Origin of the sequence: uncultured Bacteroides sp., assembly GCF_910585845.1 — a bacterium.
In the GTDB taxonomy this organism is placed as follows: Bacteria; Bacteroidota; Bacteroidia; order Bacteroidales; family Bacteroidaceae; genus Bacteroides.
Genome location: NZ_CAJUHF010000058.1, coordinates 1 through 19225 on the forward strand (window position 1 = coordinate 1; position 19225 = coordinate 19225).

At 48.9% G+C, this 19225-nt stretch carries 12 protein-coding genes and 1 pseudogene; 7 read left to right on the top strand and 6 right to left on the bottom strand.

Annotated elements, in window-relative coordinates; translation table 11 throughout:
• A pseudogene (locus QZ323_RS12715) lies at nt 1-470 on the top strand (DUF1016 N-terminal domain-containing protein); the annotation flags it as partial.
• Between the two features lie 7 nt (nt 471-477).
• Here QZ323_RS12715 and QZ323_RS12720 read toward each other — a convergent pair.
• The 3 genes from QZ323_RS12720 to QZ323_RS12730 all read right to left on the bottom strand — a co-directional run bounded on the left by QZ323_RS12720 (nt 478) and on the right by QZ323_RS12730 (nt 7696).
• Nucleotides 478-1605: an aldose epimerase family protein gene (locus QZ323_RS12720; RefSeq protein ID WP_294635062.1), complete on the bottom strand. Its 1128-nt coding sequence runs from the start codon at nt 1603-1605 to the stop codon at nt 478-480.
• Nucleotides 1606-1708: 103 nt separating this feature from the next.
• Complete coding sequence (locus tag QZ323_RS12725) at nt 1709-5752, bottom strand: two-component regulator propeller domain-containing protein (RefSeq protein ID WP_294635073.1); 4044 nt, start codon at nt 5750-5752, stop codon at nt 1709-1711.
• A 45-nt stretch (nt 5753-5797) separates the two neighbouring features.
• The gene (locus QZ323_RS12730; protein WP_294635063.1) at nt 5798-7696 is read right to left on the bottom strand and encodes a hypothetical protein; all 1899 of its coding nucleotides are present in this window, start codon (nt 7694-7696) and stop codon (nt 5798-5800) included.
• A gap of 247 nt (nt 7697-7943) precedes the next feature.
• Between QZ323_RS12730 and QZ323_RS12735 the strand changes: the two genes are divergently transcribed.
• From QZ323_RS12735 to glmM, 5 genes are all read left to right on the top strand, one after another.
• Nucleotides 7944-9905 carry a sulfatase gene (locus QZ323_RS12735; RefSeq protein WP_294635064.1) on the top strand — a complete coding sequence of 654 codons (1962 nt, stop codon included), beginning with the start codon at nt 7944-7946 and terminating at the stop codon, nt 9903-9905.
• 68 nt (nt 9906-9973) lie between these two features.
• Nucleotides 9974-11131, top strand: a complete 1158-nt coding sequence (locus tag QZ323_RS12740; protein ID WP_294635065.1) for a heparin lyase I family protein — start codon at nt 9974-9976, stop codon at nt 11129-11131.
• Between the two features lie 239 nt (nt 11132-11370).
• Complete coding sequence (locus tag QZ323_RS12745) at nt 11371-12408, top strand: DHH family phosphoesterase (RefSeq protein WP_294635066.1); 1038 nt, start codon at nt 11371-11373, stop codon at nt 12406-12408.
• A gap of 104 nt (nt 12409-12512) precedes the next feature.
• Nucleotides 12513-13115, top strand: a complete 603-nt coding sequence (locus QZ323_RS12750; protein ID WP_294635067.1) for a DUF4827 domain-containing protein — start codon at nt 12513-12515, stop codon at nt 13113-13115.
• Nucleotides 13116-13166: 51 nt separating this feature from the next.
• On the top strand, nt 13167-14555 hold the full coding sequence (gene glmM, locus QZ323_RS12755; RefSeq protein ID WP_294635068.1) for a phosphoglucosamine mutase: 1389 nt from the start codon (nt 13167-13169) through the stop codon (nt 14553-14555).
• A gap of 136 nt (nt 14556-14691) precedes the next feature.
• On the opposite strand, the gene QZ323_RS12760 is transcribed toward glmM, so the two are convergent.
• Both QZ323_RS12760 and QZ323_RS12765 read right to left on the bottom strand, forming a co-directional pair.
• Complete coding sequence (locus QZ323_RS12760) at nt 14692-15201, bottom strand: NUDIX domain-containing protein (protein WP_294635069.1); 510 nt, start codon at nt 15199-15201, stop codon at nt 14692-14694.
• Between the two features lie 4 nt (nt 15202-15205).
• Entirely contained in the window at nt 15206-16435 is a 1230-nt protein-coding gene (locus tag QZ323_RS12765) for an S-adenosylmethionine:tRNA ribosyltransferase-isomerase (protein WP_294635070.1), read from the bottom strand.
• 152 nt (nt 16436-16587) lie between these two features.
• On the opposite strand from QZ323_RS12765, the gene QZ323_RS12770 reads away from it, so the two are divergent.
• A complete protein-coding gene (locus QZ323_RS12770; protein WP_294635071.1) occupies nt 16588-17682 on the top strand; it encodes a DUF2027 domain-containing protein in 1095 nt (364 codons plus the stop codon).
• Between the two features lie 179 nt (nt 17683-17861).
• Here QZ323_RS12770 and QZ323_RS12775 read toward each other — a convergent pair whose 3' ends face one another.
• The gene (locus QZ323_RS12775) at nt 17862-19160 is read right to left on the bottom strand and encodes a DUF5723 family protein (RefSeq protein WP_294635072.1); all 1299 of its coding nucleotides are present in this window, start codon (nt 19158-19160) and stop codon (nt 17862-17864) included.
• Between the last annotated feature and the right edge of the window lie 65 nt (nt 19161-19225).

Here is a 19225-nt window from a genome sequence, read left to right on the forward strand (position 1 = left end):
GGCGTAAGGGTATTAGGTTGGGGAAAATCCGTTGTGGAAAACCTTTCATGGGACATACAGAAGGAATTTCCGGGAATAAAAGGTTTTGGAGTCCGTAATATGTGGGACATGGCACGTTTTTATGCTGAATACCAGTCTAATGAATTGAGGGTGTGTCATAATGCCCAAATTGAAAGAATCCCCCTGCCACACCTATTTGTAGCAGGGGGATTTTCTCAAACAAAAGGAGTTTTGACACATCCTCATTAGCTGGTCGAAACATATCGTCATTCTTACGAAGTGCAAGGAAACACGACAACGGCAATTTTATATATTGGCTACCAAGAAATTCGGTTGGACGAAAGATGTTCTTATCAATAAGATAGAAGCTAAAACTTTCGAAAACTATCTGCTCGGACAAAGTAATTTTGATATAACCTTGCCCGATAGCATAAAATCAAGCCATACTTGCATTAAGAGATGAATATACATTTGACGTTACTCACCGATGGTCTCAAACTTGTAGACAGTGGTTTGTCGGTAAGTCTCTCCTGGATACAGGCTTGTCGGCGGGAACTGCGGATGGTTGGGCGAGTCGGGGAAGTGCTGCATCTCCAGGCAGAAACCGTAGTATTGTCCGTATCGCCTGCCATCATGTCCCGTGAGGTAGTCCATGTTCGAGTTGGGGATGTAGAACTGCATGCCCGGTTCGGTGGTGTATGCTTTCAGCACCCTGCCGGATACGGAGTCGGTAACAACGGCAGCCAGTTCGAGGGAAGGCGTGCCGGACGACTTCCTCAGTTTGTAGTTGATGTCGTAGCCTTTGCCCATGCTGTCCACTCTCGCCTTTGCCGACAGGGGAGAAGTGAAGTCATATTCGGTTCCTGCCACGGGGAGGAGTTCACCGGTGGGAATGCCGATGGAATCGTTCCGGGTGATGGAATCTGCCCAAAGCATATAGGTGTGCTGCAATACGGGGGTGGTACAGCCCGACAGATTGAAGTAGCTGTGGTTGGTCAGGTTGACCACTGTGGGGCGGTCCGTTACGGCGGTGTATTCTATTATAATTTCATTCCGGTTAGTCAGCTTGTAAGCGACGGAGACATCCAGATTGCCGGGAAAACCTCCTTCCTGATGGGGACTTCGGTACTTGAAGACAACGGCTGCCGTGTCCTTCTGCGTGTAGAATGTGTCTGTGTCGAACAACTGGAGGTTGAATCCCCGGCTACCTCCGTGGATGGAATGCTCTTTATTGTTCTTCTCCAGTTGATAGGTCGTGCCGTCGAGGCAGAAGCGGGCATTCCGGATGCGGTTGGCATAGCGGCCTACGGTCGCGCCCAGTTTGGGATGTCTCCCCAAGTAGCTCTCTACGCTGTCGAAGCCCAGCACGACATGAGCGAACTTTCCATGTCGGTCGGGCACGGAAACATCGGTCAGCGAGGCGGCATAGTTCGTCACTTTGATTGTCATGCCGTTCCGGTTCACCAGCCTGAAAAGGTCGATGGAACGGTCTTCTTTCCGCACGCTATACTCTTGGGATACCGACAACCGGTAGCTGTCCGGCTGTCTGCATGAGGTAGCTAAAAGCAGGAATGTTATTCCGAAGAAGGCAATATGTATTTTCATATTCGTTTATTTCTCTTATCTCTTGTCACTTGTCACTCGTAATTCAATTTGCTATTCGTCCTTTGTCACTCGTCGTTTATTGTCGCTCATCACGTATTGTCGCTCATGACTTATTCTTTCCATACTCGGTGGGCAGGCAACCGATGTACTTCTTAAATCGTGCTGCAAAATAGGAAGGCGTGTTGTAGCCCACCATGAAACTGATTTCCGCAACCGTGTATTTTCCCTCCTTCAACAATTGGCATGCCCGGTTGAAACGTATCTTGTGGATGAAGTCGATAGCCGACTTTCCGGTTATTGCTTTCAGCTTCAGATGGAGGTTGGAGCGGCTCATGTTCATCTCCCGTGCAAACTGTTCTGTAGAGAATTCCACGTTATCCATATTCTTCTCCACTACGGCAATGGCTTTTCGCAACAGTTCCTCATCCATCGTGTTGCTCGTCAGTTTTTCGGGTTCCACTTCCGTCACCTTGGAGTAGTGCTCGAAGATGCGGTAGCGTGTACGCAGCATGTTCAGAATCTTGGCTTTCAGCACTTCGATGGAGAAGGGTTTGGCGATGTAGTCGTCGGCTCCCACGTGCAAGCCTTCCAGTTGATACTTCACGTCCGCCTTTGCCGATAGCATATAGACCGGTATATGGCACGTGCGTAAGTTCTGCTTCACCAGCTTACACAGCTTCACACCATCCATGACAGGCATCATGACGTCCGTGATGATCAGGTCTACCTCATGTTCTTTTATGATGTCCAGCGCCTTTTGTCCGTTCTCCGCTTCAAGCACTCCGAATAGAGATGACAATCCGCCTGCCAAAAATTGCCTCAATTCCTTGCTGTCTTCCACGATCAGTATGGTTCCGCGTTTGTTTTGAGTAGCCGTAGCGATATCCTCTTCGTCCTGCTCTTTTTCGTCGTCAATATAGACGTTGTGCGCATTGGTCGAATATACCTTTTGTTTTTCTGCATCCTCTTCGCCTCCTCGCAATTCTTCTGACGTGTATGCCTCCTCGTTCTGCGGGAGGTAAATAGAGAAAGTAGAGCCTTTACCGACCTCACTTTGCAGGGCAATCCGTCCGTGGTGCAGTTCTACAAGCCGCTGTACCAACGACAAGCCGATGCCGCTTCCTTCGCATCCGTTTTCTACCTGATAGAACCGTTCAAAAATCTTTTTCTGCTTCTCTTTCGGAATGCCGATGCCGGTGTCGGCCACTTGCAATACCAGTTCATTCCCTTCTTTATAGAGCTTCATCGTGATGCTCTCACCAACCTCCGTGTACTTGAAAGCGTTGGACAGCAGATTATTGACAATCAGATCCAGATAGTTTGCATCGAACAGCATCTCCTCGTCCTGCAGCTCGGTATAAAGGTTATAGTCTATATCCTTCTTTTTCGCCAGGCTCTCATAATTGAGGAAGCTGCTCATTACCCGCTTATACGCATTGGAGTATGACGGTCTGAGTTCGAAGATGCCTAATTCCGCCCGTCGGTAATCCATCTGTTGGTTGACGAGATGTAACAGGCGGTTGGTGTTTCGCTGGATGTATTGTAACTGGCTCTGCTCCCAATGGCCGCTGACACGGCTGATAAGCTCCTGCAAGGGACCGACGATCAGCGTCAGTGGAGTACGCAACTCGTGCGAAATATTGATGTAGAAGCGGATTTTCATCTGGCTGATCTCTTCCTGTTTCTCTTTATCCATCCGCTCCATACGGATTTCTGCCTGCATGCTTTTACGCTGCCAAAAGAAACGAATGATGACTACCGACAGAACGATGAACGATAAGGCAAACAAAACGAGTGCCCACCAAGTGCAATACCAGACCGGCAATATGCGGATGTACAGCGTAGCAGGGGCTTCGTTCCACTTGCCGTCGTTGTTTGCCGCCTTGACGTAGAAGGTATAGTCGCCCGCCGGCAGGTTGGAGTAGGACACCGGACCGGTGTCGTTCAGTTTATACCACTCATTGTCATATCCCTTCAGTTTGTAGGCGAAGGTGTTGTGCTTTCCGGCAATGTAGTTGGATACGATGAAAGAGATGGCAAAAGAGTTCTGCGAAGACGACAACGTGATATGGTCTGTGTACTCGATGCTTTCTGTCAGGATGTTTGTTTCATCGTCCGGAAGTACCTCTTTATTATAGACAAACAGTTTGTTGATGACCGGTTTGGGCGTATAAGGATTGTCCACCAGAGTCTCTGGGCGGAACAGAGTGATACCGTTGACGCCACCGAACAGCATATATCCGTTCTCTTTTCGGCAGTAGGAGCCGGCATTGAACTGATTGCCTTGCAGCCCGTCCTGGATAGTGAAGTTGCGGAATCTTCCATTTTCCGGTGACATGCAACTCAATCCTTGGTTGGTACTTATCCACAGACGCCCGTAGGCATCTTCCATAATGCCATAGATGACATTGCTTGGCAATCCGTTTGCTGTGGTGTATTGCACTGGGCTGTCGTTCCCCTCTTGCAGGGCGAAAAGTCCGTTACGTGTTCCGATCCAGATGCTTCCGGAGGATGATTCGTAGAAACAGTGGGCGAACACCTGTTCCAAGTTGGAAGATATGTTGAAATCTGTATTACGCTGTAAGCTGTTACCCGTTTGGTTGAAGACAGCAATACCCATTTCTCCACCTATCCACAGGCGCTTTTTCGAGTCGCAGAACAGGGTACGGTTGTATTGTTGCCCTTCGTGCCTGTCGTTGTTCTTGTCTACGATTCTGAAGCTGCGCTTGTTGATGTCGAAGTGTAGCAGATACTCCAACGAAACAATCCAAAGTCCATTGTTATCATCAGAGATGATGGAATAGATGTTGTTGCTTGGAATGTCGCTGTTCTGTCGGTTGTAGTACTCCACGTGTCCCGATCTCCTGTCCAATACCATCATTCCTCCGGCATGGGCACCCACGTACACTTTGTTGTGCAGTTCGTCCACATACACTGTCTTGATATCCTTGAAAGGAACGTTCAGCCCGCTGGAATTGAACAAGTAACTTTTATATGTCTGCGATTTATCGTCATAGAAGTTCAGTCCGCCGTTGCTTGTCCCTATCCATAGGTTGTGTTGCTTGTCTTCTACGATACAACTCACTACGTTGTCGCTCAGTGAGTTCAGGAAAGGAATGTGCTTGATGCGTTGAAACCGGTTGCACAGCGGGTGGTAGTAATTCAGCCCTCCCCAATAAGTGCCCAGCCACATGCCTCCCTGCGAATCTTTGAAGATGCATCGCACCGAGTTCTGCGATAGGCTGCCTTCTTGCATCTCCGAGCTTTTCAGCGAAGAAAACTTGTCTATACCGTCTTTATAGATGTTCAGTCCTCCGTAAGTTCCTACCCACAGATGGTTTTCGGTATCCAGTGCCAGAGAGCGTACGTAGTTCGAATTCAAGCCGGACTGTTTGTCTTCGTAACGATAGTTTTTCAACGTTTTCGACTGGATGTTGTATAGATACAGTCCGTCGCCTTCGGTCGCCATCCATATCTGGTCGAACATCCGGCACAGCAAAGCATGTATCCGTACATTGGCGGGCATGTCTACCAGTTTACTCAGAATGCCGTTTTGCAAAGTGTAGGTATAGAGACCGTTGTTGGTGCCGATATACACAAGGTCTCCCTGCTTCATCAGTGCCGTAGGCCTCATCCTGTGCAGGGTTGTGGGCAGAGTGTCGTTCAGGAAACACTCCCTTTGGGCATCGAAAAGCAATATGCCTTCCGCAGTACCCAACATCAGCAGGTCTTTTTGTAGGGGGAGTATACTGTTGACGGCAACGTTGAATCCTTTATTCTTATAATAATAGTTGGAGAAGACATCCTTGCGGGGTGTGTAGAGAGACAGTCCTTCGCGTGTTCCTACCCATATCCTGTTTTCATCGTCGATGGCGAGGCAATTGGATATGTCGCTGGCTATGCTGTGGGGATTCGTGTGCTGATGGCGGTACACCGTAAAGTTGTAACCGTCGTACTTGTTTACGCCATCATACGTCGCAAACCATAGATTGCCACCTTGGTCCTGAACGATGTCGAGAATCGTGCAGTGCGATAAACCTTCCACCAATCCAAGATGAGTGAAATGGATATTGTCAGTTGTGCTGGCATCCATTACATAAGAAAACAGGCTGGCCCAAAGCACAAAAAGGAACTGTTTTATTCTTATTGTCATAGCTATAATCTGTTACGGGGCAAATAAACAAAAAAAATATCAACGGAAGGATATATTTATATGAATTTTCTTCTCCTTAACGTCTGGTGATATTTGCAAAGGTATAAATGCAAAGCCCGGAACAGGGTTGAAGACTCTTCCGTCTTCATCGGTAGGACCCACTTCCATGTTGCCCTCTTCGCAGGTGATATATAGCGTTCCTCCGTTCCTTTCGATGCATAGCTTGCGGGAGGAGAACTCGACTTTTTCTTCCGGAGAAGCAATGACGGGGAGTATCAACCGAATCCCTTCTCCACATTGCTCCATGCGTATGCCGACGCCCTGTTCCGAATAGGTGTAATTCAGGGTCAGGGCAGTCTCTCCCTGCGGCGGTGCCTGCTGGTTGAGATCTACTAAATGTGTGTGCACGGTGAACGTGCAGGATTTCTTTTCGGTATGACAGGTGATGTCTGTATGCAGGTCGTCCAGATTGCTGTAGGTAACTCCTTCCTGCACCAACTCCATTCGCGGAGTGCCTCCGGTCAGGTACTTGCGGGTGTTGCTTTGCATGTTGGGTGCTTCGATCAGCGTATATTTGTTCATGGTTGCGGCAAAGACCGGTCCTGCCTGGGCGTGCCACAACATCGAGAGAGCGCCTCCCATCGGATGTGTGCCTTTCACTTTATATTCTGCGTCATATCCGGTCAATGTGGAGCGCCAGTCTCCGTAAGAGAGTAGCCAGGTGTGAATGTCCTTGAAGTACTTGGTGCCGTAGGCGGCATCGCGTGGTAGCGTGCCCGAAGCGGCAGTCTGCACAAGAGGTAGGTCGAGGAAAGAAGCCAATGCCTTGGCATGTCCGAAGGTGTGGTGGATGCAAGGCGGGATACCGGAAGCGGAATAATGCATGCCGCCGTGAAGAAGTCCGTTACAGGTGGCTTTCTTCAGTAGCCGGACATTGCGCAGGATGGCTTCCACATATTCCGGATGACGGGTTGCCAGTGCGTAGTAGCCTCCCATGAATCCGTCGCTTGTGCGTCCGCCCCAATAGGTCCATTTGAAACTTCGGGTTCCCCAACTGTTGTCCCACGCTCCGTCGGGTAGCATAAATTCCAGATGGGTGCTCATGGAACGTTCTACGAGTGACAGCAACTCCTTGTCGCCTGCCATCGTAGCATAATAGGCCATGTTGGGCAGCGATTCCTCTACATTATAGAGCAAGTCTATCGGAAAACATCCGTTCGGGGTGGGCGAATAGATGTTCGGTCCTTCACCATACAGGAAGCCTTCGTTTTTTGTGAAGTAACTCTTCAGTCCGGCAGCTATCTCTTGGGCTTCTTGCTTGAAGTCGGGACGGTCGAACCATTCGCCGATGGCATAAAGGGCGTAGGTCGCCGAAGCGGAATAATTCACGTTCATGTTCCGCATACCTTCGCGTTTGCGGCTGTAGATGAACGGGTTCTTCATCATGAACTCTCCGGCTTGCAACAATTGTTGCTTCCAATGGTTTCGGGTGGAGTCGTCTAACAAGTGGCCATGATGTCGTAACGCTTCGTAGAGAGCTATGGAGGCAAAGACCGTCGTACCGTTCCAGTCCGAGACGTGCACGTCGTTCATCCAGGAACCGTCCGGACGATGTACATTCTCCATCCATGCCATCAGCTGTTTGGCTCCGTTCAGGTATTTGGGGTTTCCAGTCTTGTCCGCCAGATACATCAAGGGGAGTACGGCATCACCGATACGCCCATGCATGCGGGCACATGCCGGACACAAGATGCCGCCATTAAGGGCTGGGTCAGGATGGTCGCACTGATAGTTCAGGAAAGCATCCATCCACTCTGTCAATAGTCCGATGGCTTCATTGTGCAATAAGTTGTTTGATGGGGTCTCACTCACATTACGCACTTGTCCGGACAAGAGCGTTGTGGAAAATAGTAATACGGTAAAAAATATGTTTCTCATCTTTGTTTTGTAGATAGATTTTAGGTCTCAAAGGTACTTCTTTTCAGCTGATTATGAACGGACTTTTATATAATATATGGTGTACATACGTTTATACGCATCACAATATTGTTGAATGGATGCAATTTTTGTAGAAAAATCATTGTACAGAACAATATTGGTACACTTTTGTACATAAAAAAGGCCTTGACAAGTGCGAATACCTTACTTTCGCGGCAGAAAACTAATTCCCTTAAATAAGTAGCGTATGAAACACTTACCCTTACTGATGTGTACCGCTTTTTGCGGCTTCTATTCTGCCCGTGTGGAAGCAACTGATAAGAAAGGCGAACGGCCCAATATCCTTTGGCTGACTTTCGAAGATACCAGTGCTTACGAGTTCGGTTGCTATGGCAATAAAGGAGTACATACACCGAATGCAGATTCTCTTGCCACCCGCGGCATACAGTTCATGAATGCCTGGTCTGTGGCCCCTCAAAGTTCGGCTGCCCGCTCGTCACTTATCACAGGCTGCTACTCGAGTACTTACGGGATGGATGTGCACCCCGTGCCTTACGACACACCTGCCGATATCTTCTTCCCGCAAAGGCTACGCGAAGCCGGATATTATTGCACCAACAACAGCAAGACACACTACAATTCGACCACAGACAATAAGAGTTGCTGGGACGAGTGTGACAAAAAGGCTTCTTACAACAGTCCGAAACGCGGGAAAGACCAACCCTTCTTTGCCGTATTCAATACCGTGACTTCGCACATGGGACGCATCCGTACCTTCCACACCGATGGGCGCAGAGATTACACCAAGGAGGGAATCTATCCGGCGTTGCTCTCGTTGCCCTCCTACGTGCCCGACCTGCCGGAGATGCGTTCCGACTATGCCGGACATCTTGAGGCGGTACAGGATGTAGATACTTGGTTGGGTTTCTTCCTGAAAGACCTGAAAGAGAAAGGGCTGGAGGAGAACACGATCATCTTCTTCTTCAGTGATCATGGCGGTTGCGTTCCACGCGGAAAAGGCTATCTGTATGAGAGCGGGCTGCGAGTGCCCCTGATTGCTTATTTCCCGCCGAAATGGAAGCATCTGGCAAACAATGCCGTAGGCAAAGAATATGGACTGGTCAACTTTACGGACTTGGGACCGACCGTGCTCAGCCTTTCGGGTGTCAAGCCTTCCAAGCAGATGCAAGGAAAAGCCCTGTTCGGCAAATATGCGAGCAAGGAGAAGAGGGAAATGCAATTTGCATTGGCTGCCAACCAGCTGCACCACTTCATGCCGGTGCGTGCCGTCACTGATGGGCGGTATAAATACATACGTAGCTACATCCCCTACCGCCAGTTTGCCTTGCGCAACTACTATCAGTGGGGAATGCCCTCCAACAAGGCATGGGACAAACTGGTACTGGGCGGACATAATACCAATCCGGACTGGAAACTGACCTTCGAGGCCCATCCGGCAGAAATGCTTTTCGACCTGAAGAACGATCCGGATGAATTGCACGACCTTTCGGCTGCTCCCGAATATGCGGAAACTCTCTCTAAAATGCGTCAAGCTTTGTCTGAACATGTCCGTGAGACCGTAGATTTGGGCTTCTTCCTGCCCAATTCGCGTGTAGGGCATATCCTTTACGAGAAAGTGCGCAAGGAGAAATATCCCCTGGACGAACTATATGCGCTGGTAGAAACAGCTGGAACAGCTACGTCATCTTCGCTTCCTATACTGGAGAAAGCCATTGTCAGCGCCTTGCCGGAAATGAGATTCTGGGGAGCAGTGGGATATGCCAAACTGGCACGGGAGAATCAGGTGGAGAACTGTCCGCAAACCCTGCTGGCACTGCTGCAAGACGAAAACCCCTACATCTCAGCCGAAGCCGCTTATGCCGTTGCCTATTTGGGCAAAGCACACGAAGGCGTTGCCCGCCTCGTCACTCCGGTGCAGGAGGAAGACCGGAAGATAGGTTACTCCTCGCTGGAATGCCTCTCCCTCGATCCTGCCATGCGCGACTGCATCCGTCCCTTCCTGCCCGAACTGAAGAAGGCTGCCGAAACCCTGCCTCGCCTCCAAAATGAAGACGCCGGACTGATGGCACGCGGCATCCTGGTCAACCTGGGCGAAATGGATATCAAAGACCTGCATGGTCCTGAGGCTTATCAGAAAGGCTTGAAACTGAATTATGGCCGTCGACCGATGGTGCCCCTGCCTGAATGAAGCGTGTTTTTACATCTCTAAACATCGAATCATCTCTAAACATCGAATCATCGAATATAGAATATAGAATGAAAAAAATAGCATTACTCCCCCTTTGCTTTCTTCCGTTGACAACGGCAGTTCCGGTTCGTGCACAGTCGGATAACTTAACACCCTTAAAAGAACGTGTAAACGTACAGGCGGATTCTGCCCGTGCGAATCAAATAATTGACGGTCGTTGGGTGGCCGTCGGAACCAATAAACCACACACCATTTGTTTGGATCACTCCCTACCGTTCCGTGGCCGCCCTTCTTACCGTTTCGAACTGAAACAGGATGACAATACGCTGGAAGGCTATGCCGAAGGAGAAACCAAAGGCCGTGCCGAGCTTAGCTACTGCTATGCCGTGTCCAATGACTTCCGAAACTATCCGGCCAGCGAGTACCCCAATGCCCAGAAAATGAAGACCGTATACCATTACGGCAAGGGCAGTTGCCCGCAAGGTTCGTCGATGAGCTATACATTCTCTGTTTATATCCCCCGGAGTCTTGCCAAGGATGTCTCCACCATTTTCGCCCAGTGGCACGGCATGCCGAGCCGGACACTTGTGTCCGATCCGGACGGTAAAGTGACGCGGCTTAGTGTGGAAGAGTTCCTTGAATTGGAAAAGAAGATGATTTTCAAGAAGAACATGGGTTACGAGAAAGTGGCCGCGACCAATGCGCAGGGAAAGACCGTCTATAAGGCGGGAAAGCCCAACGGGTGGCTGATAGAGCAGGGCGGATATCCCCCGCTTGCTTTCGGTTTCTCGCAAGGTTACTTCTACATCAAAGCCAATTCCGACCGCAAATGGTTGACCGACAAGACCGATCGCTGCAATGCCAATCCGGCAACAGCGAAAGTCCTGCGCCCGGTCGCTTCCACCTACAAGGCCTCTACGATAGCCTATAAGATGCCGTTCGATGATTTCCCGAAAGCGTGTTGGGTGACCTTCAAGGTCGACATCGACTGGATCCGTTACGGCAAGGAGAAAGAGACTATACTCAGCCTCGGAATGCTTGATGTGACCATGACTTACCGCCAGGACGGAAAGGACATCGAACGCCATATCGTGGACAAGGAAAAAATCCTGATCGGGCGGAATGACGAAGAAGGCTATTACTTCAAATTCGGCATCTACCGCGTAGGGAACAGTACGGTTCCGGTCTCATACAACTTGGCGGGATATGAGGAACATGCCCGATAGCATACCTACTCCATACCAACTCCGTATCAACTCCATACCTTCTCCATGCTTATAGACTTGGAGAAAGTATGGAGTTGGCGTATGGAGAATATGGGGTGAATATCGAATAAATCCTGTGATATTTACTGCCAACTACCGAACTTTTTTGTACTTTTGCCCTTTCAATTTGGTATGACCGAAGCAGCAGGCTGCATTTATGCGCCCTGGTTTGGACGAGATACCTAAATCCGTAAACGCGTATGTTGACCAAAGTAATAGACCAAGCTAAGATAGACCGCTTTTCCAAATGGCTGGGACATGCGGAGAAGATAGTAATCGTGGCACATGTGGCCCCGGATGGCGATGCCATCGGTTCGTCGTTAGGACTGTGGCACTTCTTTAATTCGCAGGAGAAGACGGCAAACATCATTGTTCCGAATGCTTTTCCCGATTTCCTGAAATGGATGCCGGGCAGCAAGGATGTGTTGCTTTACGACCGCTATAAGGAGTTTGCCGATAAGCTGATAGCCGAAGCAGAGATCATTTGTTGTTTAGACTTTAATGCACTGAGCCGCATCGACGCTATGGCAGATGCCGTGAGAGCTGCCAAGGGAAAGAAAATATTGGTAGACCATCACCTTTATCCGGAAGAATTCTGCGACATCATTATCTCGCATCCCAACATCTCTTCCACCTCCGAGCTTGTATTCCGGCTGATATGTCGCATGGGTTACTTCAACGAAATCACCAAGCAAGGGGCAGAATGCATTTACACCGGTATGATGACTGATACCGGTGGCTTCACCTACAATTCCAACAACCGGGAGATTTACTTTATCATCAGCGAACTGCTCTCCAAAGGCATCGATAAGGACGAAATCTACCGAAAAGTCTACAACACCTACTCCGAAAGCCGTCTGCGCCTGATGGGACACATCCTTTCGCAGATGAAGGTCTATCCCGACCACCATGCCGCCCTGATTACGCTGACCAAGGACGAGCAGAAACGCTTCAGCTACATTCGGGGAGACAGCGAAGGATTTGTAAATATTCCTTTGAGCATAAAGAATGTTGTTTTCTCCTGTTTCCTGCGCGAAGACACCGAGAAACCGATGATCAAGGTTTCATTACGTTCGGTAGGCACATTCCCCTGCAACCGTCTTGCTTCCGAATATTTCAACGGGGGCGGGCATCTGAATGCTTCCGGAGGTGAGTTTTACGGCACAATAGACGAAGCCCGAAAAGTACTGGAACGCGCGTTGGAGGATTTCAAACCATTGCTGAATGCGAAAGGATAAAAAAAGTGAAGTGCAAAGGTTAAAAGATACGAAGTTTCTTTGCGGAGCTTTCCGACTTTCGTTGAAATAGAATACTTTTGTACAAAATTACTAAATAAAAGAGGATGAAGAAACTTACATTGTTCTTTTTAGCTGTGTTGGCGTGCGGTATGGCTTTCCAGGCTTGCGACAACACTAAGACCTATGCAGAGATGCTGGACGAAGAGAGAGATGCCATCAAGGCGTTTATCAGAGACAGCAGCATCACTGTGATATCCCAAACTGAATTTTACAGGAACGACTCGATGACGGATGTCTCCAAGAATGAGTATGTGCAACTGGCAAGTGGCGTCTACATGCAGATTGTGAAGAAAGGTTCCGATAATCCAGCCGATACGGTGAAGCCCAACGACAAGATATTGGTTCGCTTCATGGAATATAGCTTGATGGACCAGATGGTGACCATGTCCAACTTGGCGTATGCGGAAGTGGTGGACGAGTTTAACTATCGGGTGACGAGCTCCTCGATTGCCGGTCAGTTCACACAAGGATTCATGTATACCTATTATGGTCCTTCTGTTCCAGCCGGTTGGTTGGTGCCGTTGGTCTATGTGCGCGACGGAGCACATGTGAAGCTGATTGTTCCTTCGAAGATGGGACACAATTCGGCCCAACAGCAAGTATATCCTTATTACTACGATATTCGTAAGTATCAAATTTACAAGTAATCTTGAAATAATAATCTTTCAATCATTAATCTTTAAATTATTGATAACTTAATGACTCTAATCAAATCTATCTCTGGAATCCGCGGAACCATTGGCGGTGTGGCAGGCGAAGGTCTGAATCCACTTGACATTGTGAAGTTTACGTCTGCGTATGCGACGCTTATCCGCAAAACGTCTACTGTGAAAAGTAATAAGATTGTAGTAGGACGCGACGCTCGCATCTCGGGTGAAATGGTGAAAAACGTAGTTGTAGGCACCCTGATGGGGATGGGGTGGGACGTAGTGGACATCGACCTGGCTTCTACGCCGACCACCGAGCTGGCTGTGACCATGGAAGGCGCTTCCGGTGGCATCATCTTGACTGCCTCACACAATCCCAAACAGTGGAACGCCTTGAAACTGCTGAACGAGCATGGCGAGTTTCTTAATGCTGCCGAAGGCAACGAAGTGCTCCGCATCGCAGCAGCCGAAGAGTTCGAATATGCCGAAGTAGACAAATTGGGCTCTTACCGCAAGGACTTGACTTATAATCAGAAACATATAGACAGCGTGCTGGCACTCGACCTGGTGGATGTGGAAGCTATCCGCAAAGCCGATTTCCGTGTAGCCATCGACTGTGTGAACTCCGTCGGCGGCATCATCTTGCCGGAACTGCTGGAGCGTTTGGGCGTGAAGCATGTAGAAAAACTGTATTGCGAACCGACGGGAAACTTCCAGCATAACCCTGAACCGTTGGAGAAGAACCTGGGTGACATCATGAACCTGATGAAGGGTGGAAAGGCCGATGTGGCTTTTGTGGTCGACCCTGATGTAGACCGTCTGGCTATGATTTGCGAGGACGGGAAGATGTATGGCGAGGAGTACACATTGGTTACTGTGGCAGATTATGTACTGAAACATACGCCGGGCAACACCGTGTCTAATCTCAGCTCTACGCGTGCACTGCGCGATGTGACTCGCAAGCACGGCAAAGAATACTTTGCATCTGCTGTAGGCGAAGTGAATGTGACGACCAAGATGAAAGAAGTGGGTGCCGTCATCGGCGGTGAAGGTAATGGCGGAGTCATCTATCCGGCAAGCCACTACGGACGCGATGCTTTGGTTGGTATCGCCCTGTTCCTGAGCCATCTGGCACACGAGGGCAAGAAGGTGAGCGAGTTGCGTGCCACCTATCCCGCTTACTTTATGGCGAAGAACCGCGTAGACCTGACACCCGATACGGATGTTGATGCCATTCTTGCCAAAGTGAAAGAGCTGTATAAGAATGAGGAAATCAATGACATCGACGGAGTGAAGATTGACTTTGCCGACAAGTGGGTGCACTTGCGCAAGAGCAATACCGAGCCGATCATCCGCGTGTACAGCGAGGCTTCTACTCAGGAAGCGGCTGAGGAAATCGGTCAGAAGATCATGAAAGTGATAGAGGATCTGGCTAAATAAGTCGGTACCTTTATATAGAATAAGGGAGGTATGTCATAGGCAATTCTTACCATTGTGGTGAGTGCCGACATACCTCCCTTTTTGTTTGTATCCTATGCGGCTGATGTGGAGGGGATGAACGTATGGCTATCCTCTTTCACTCCTCCAATGCTATGAGCTTTCCTATCTCTCCTTCAAAGTTGGGGGTAAATACGCCTTTGCCCATATTTTCCTTAAGCTCTGCTATGGTCCAGAAGCGTCCGCCGTCCAGTTCGTCGCTGGGGCATATTTCGCCGTCGTATGTAGTCTTGTGTACGAAGACGAGTTCTCTCTCGCGGCTGGACTCGAAGATGTAATGGGTGACAGACTCAGGCGTGAACTCAGTGATGCCAAGTTCTTCGCGTACTTCACGCCTCAATGCCATTTCCACACTTTCCCCTAAGTCTACATGCCCGCCTACGGAGGTGTCCCATTTACCGGGTTGTATGTCTTTCCAGTCCGGACGCTTTTGCAGGTACAGCTCACCTTGCGAGTTGAACACATGCAGGTGCACCACGGGGTGTAGCAGTTTGCTGCCGTTGTGGCATTCGCCGCGGGTAGCCGCGCCAGTGATATTCCCTTGCTCGTCCACAAGGGGAAACATTTCTTGGTTGTTGTCTTTGTTCATCGTTTTAGGGTATTAGTAATGAAGAATCTCCGTAACTCAGGAAACGGAAATCGTGGCTCAGGGCATAGTCGTATATCTTTTTCCAGTCCCCTTTCACAAAGGCTGATACGAGCAGCAGGAGCGTGCTTTGCGGCTGATGGAAGTTGGTGACTATGGCAACAACGATTTTGTAGTCGTATCCCGGAGCGATAATGATTTGTGTACTGGTGTGCAAGGTTTCCAGATGATTGCGTTCCAGATAGTCGAGTATGGCTTTCAGGGAGTGTGTGGAGCTGATGTCGGCTGTTTCTTCGGCAGTTTCATAGGGTTGCCATTGCCGCACGCGTAACTCTTCTTCTGTGGCATGAGGATTTTTCAGCAGAGTAACACCGATGTGGTATAGACTTTCCAATGTCCTGACGGATGTAGTGCCTACGGCTATCGCCTTCCCGTCGTGGGCTATCAGCTTTTCTATGGTGGTTCGTAAGACGGAGATGTATTCCGTGTGCATTTCGTGTCCCTCTATCTCCTCGCTCTTGACGGGCTTGAAGGTACCGGCACCAACGTGCAGTGTCAACTCTTCCAGTTCTACACCCAGCTGTTTCAGGTCGTCTAGTACGCGGGAGGTGAAATGCAATCCTGCGGTAGGTGCTGCTACAGAGCCTTTTATCTTCGAGTAGATGGTCTGGTAAGTCTCCTTGTCGCTCTCCTGTGTCTTGCGGTTCAGATAGGGCGGGATGGGGAGTTCGCCAAACACCTCCAGTATGTCGGCAAAGGTGATTGCCGTGTCGTCCCAGCGGAAGTCTATCCAATGGCTGGTTCCGTGACATTCGCCTCGGGTGGCGGTCAATGTGATGGTGCGTCCTTTTACAGTCATTTTCCGTTTCAGGGTTCCCTCTTTCCATTTCTTTAGATTGCCTATCATGCACAGCCAGGCGGCATGCTCGGTTTGCTGGAAGTTCAGTGCATAGTCGTTCGGTTCGGCAGGCTCCAGACAGAATACTTCGATCAGTGCACCAGTCTCTTTACGGAAGTGCAGTCTTGCCTGAATCACTTTCGTGTTGTTGAATACCATCAGGCTTCGGGCAGGCAGGTAGGAGGGTAATGAAGTAAAGATATCCTCGGATACCTCTCCATGACGGTACACTAGTAGCTTGGACTGATCGCGCATGGGTAAAGGGAACTTGGCGATACGCTCGTCGGGCAGGGGATAGTTATACTCGCTGATACGGATATGTTTTGGATCTTCTTTCATGATAAACTTGGTTTATGAGGTGCAAAGGTACGGATATTTATTGTTTTTTTCTATCTTTTTTTATGGAGTTGCCGTATCTTTGCGGGCGGTCGGGCTTTGCTATGCCGGACGTAAATACTTATTTGTCAAATACTAAAAAAAAGAATAGAACGATGAAGATAGGTGATAAAGTGCGTTTCCTCAACGAAATCGGCGGAGGAATCGTGAAAGGATTTCAGGGAAAAGACATCGTGCTGGTGGAAGATGCCGACGGTTTTGATATCCCGATGGCGGTGCGCGAGTGTGTGGTGATTGATACGGATAATTATAATATGGTAAGACCGACGTCGAAACCTGCTGCGAAAAAAACGGAAGAGAGTCCGGCAAGGTCTTCAGGTTCTGTTCAGGAAGAGGCGAAACCGCGGAACGTGGTTGCGCCTAAACCTTCTGTCTACCGCCAGCCGGAGATGCGTGGCGGAGATGTGCTGAATGTATTTCTGGCATTCGTTCCGGAAGATATCAAGGCGGTCAGCACCACACCTTTCGAGGCGTATTTGGTGAATGATAGCAATTATTATCTATACTACACCTATCTCTGTGCGGAGGGCAAGGCATGGAATGTCCGCTCCAACGGGCTGATAGAACCGAACACCAAATTCTTGCTTGAGGAATTTGAGAAGGCGGAACTGAATGACCGCGAACATGTGGCTGTACAGTTCGTTGCTTTCAAGGACGGGCGTTCTTTTGCGCTGAAGCCGGCAGTCAGTGTGGAGTTGCGCATAGACACGGTCAAGTTCTATAAGTTGCACACCTTTCAGGAGTCGGAGTTCTTTGAGACACCTTCCCTGATCTATGATGTGGTGAAGAATGATGTTCCAGCCAAGCAGGTTTATGTTTCCGCCGAGGAGTTGCAGGCGGCGTTGCTTCAGAAGAGTGTGGTAGATAAGCCGAAACCCCAGTCTGTCGTGAAGCGCGGTGGGCAGAATGGCATCGTCGAGATAGACCTTCATATCGGTGAGCTTCTGGATGACATTCGGGGAATGAGCAACAGTGAGATCTTGAACTATCAGCTCGATAAGTTCAGGGAAGTACTGGAGCAGTATAGGAACAAACGCGAACAGCGCATTGTCTTAATTCATGGCAAGGGGGACGGTGTGCTTCGCAAGGCGATATTGGATGAACTGAAGCGTAAATATCCTACCTATAGGCATCAGGATGCTTCTTTCCAGGAATATGGATTTGGGGCAACAATGGTGACGATAAAGTAATCGTAGGCTATGGATGCTGCGGTATGCATAGCTCACTACAAATTACGCAGATTAGCACGGATTTCTTTTTTGATTCTGAATCATCAGATCGGATAATCCTTACTAATCTGCGTAATTTATGATGGGATTTGTTTGATATACTCACTTTTGCCGTCAGCGGTTCGTCTCCTTCGGGCGTATCACTCTTTTTTCTTCCCCAAAGGAATGGAAAGACCTACGAAAGCATTTGCGTGGTTGGAGTTCTTTCCGAGATACATGTAGTCTGTGCCCAGCATCAGTTGACCGATTCTGATTACAAAACCAAAAGTATCTCCTCCCTGCAACATGGAGTAGGTCAGTGAGGCGTTGATAAAGGTATTGGGACGATAGTTGGCAGATAACGTCAGTTCGGAGTGGTTATGCAGTTTTCCGAAACGGGTGGTTGACAACAAGCCTACGCTGAGTTCATTGTTGAAGAAAGCGTATTCGCCTCCCAGTACCAATGTTGGCGAGAGGGAAGTGGTACGTGCCTTGTTTTCTTTTTTCTGCAGACCATAGAGCTCAAAATCTATGACGTTTTCCGCATCCTCCATGCTATAGTCGCTGCCGGGAGTGAGAGTGGTGTTCTTGTCCGATTCTGCTATTTGAGTACCTGATTTGCTCCAGGCAATGAAGCCCAGATCCAATAAGGAGGCAGAAAGAGTGAGCTTGTCCGTCAGTTTGTAGTTTGCTCCCAAATCGAAGCCTGCACCATAGCCGCTGACACCGAATTTATTGTATTCTAGGTCGGTGACATATCCGTTAGTCTCTTCCAGTTCCACTCCTTTGACCGAACTCTCCAGATAGGCATCGGAGATGATTTGGAAACCGTTACCCATATTGTTTTTGCTGAGAGACAGGTTGTTGATGGTCAGTCCGATATTTCCTGCACCTAACAAAAGTTTGGCTCTACCGCCTACGGTCAGCCGCTCATTGATGGCACTCGAGTAGCCGCCTCCTATTTCAATATAGGCATTGACACGCAACTTTTCATCGCGGATGTCAAAATTGGTATCCCAATAGTTAGGATCGCCTGCTCTCAGGTAGTCGAACATGCTTTTGGGTATATTGCCTTCTGCATCAACTCGTGTTCCGATATTGAATGTCCAGAATCCTTTTCCTTTATATGCTCCCATCGATAGGATGTTGGTGCTGGCATGAATGTTTGCTTCATTCATATTTTTCAGGCTATTGTAGAATTTATCACTGTTGTAGTAATCGTCATCAGAGGCGAAGACCTCGAAGAGGTCGTGCATACCAACAGAGTTGGTGGATAACTCGGTTGAAGTACCTCCAATACCAGGAAGGTTCACAAAACCTTTTGTCGGTTGGAAAGAGGGATTCAGAGACATGCGGTAGTTACTGCCTTCCATGAAATAGGACGAACGTACCTGCTGCGCTTGTGCGATGGCGGGTAGGAGGAAGGATACGCAAATTCCTAAAAGTAAAAATTTTCTCATTGTGTCTTGTTATTAAGAGCCTGTTTAAATTTTCCTCAATAATAATCTTATAGTGGCTAATTTGA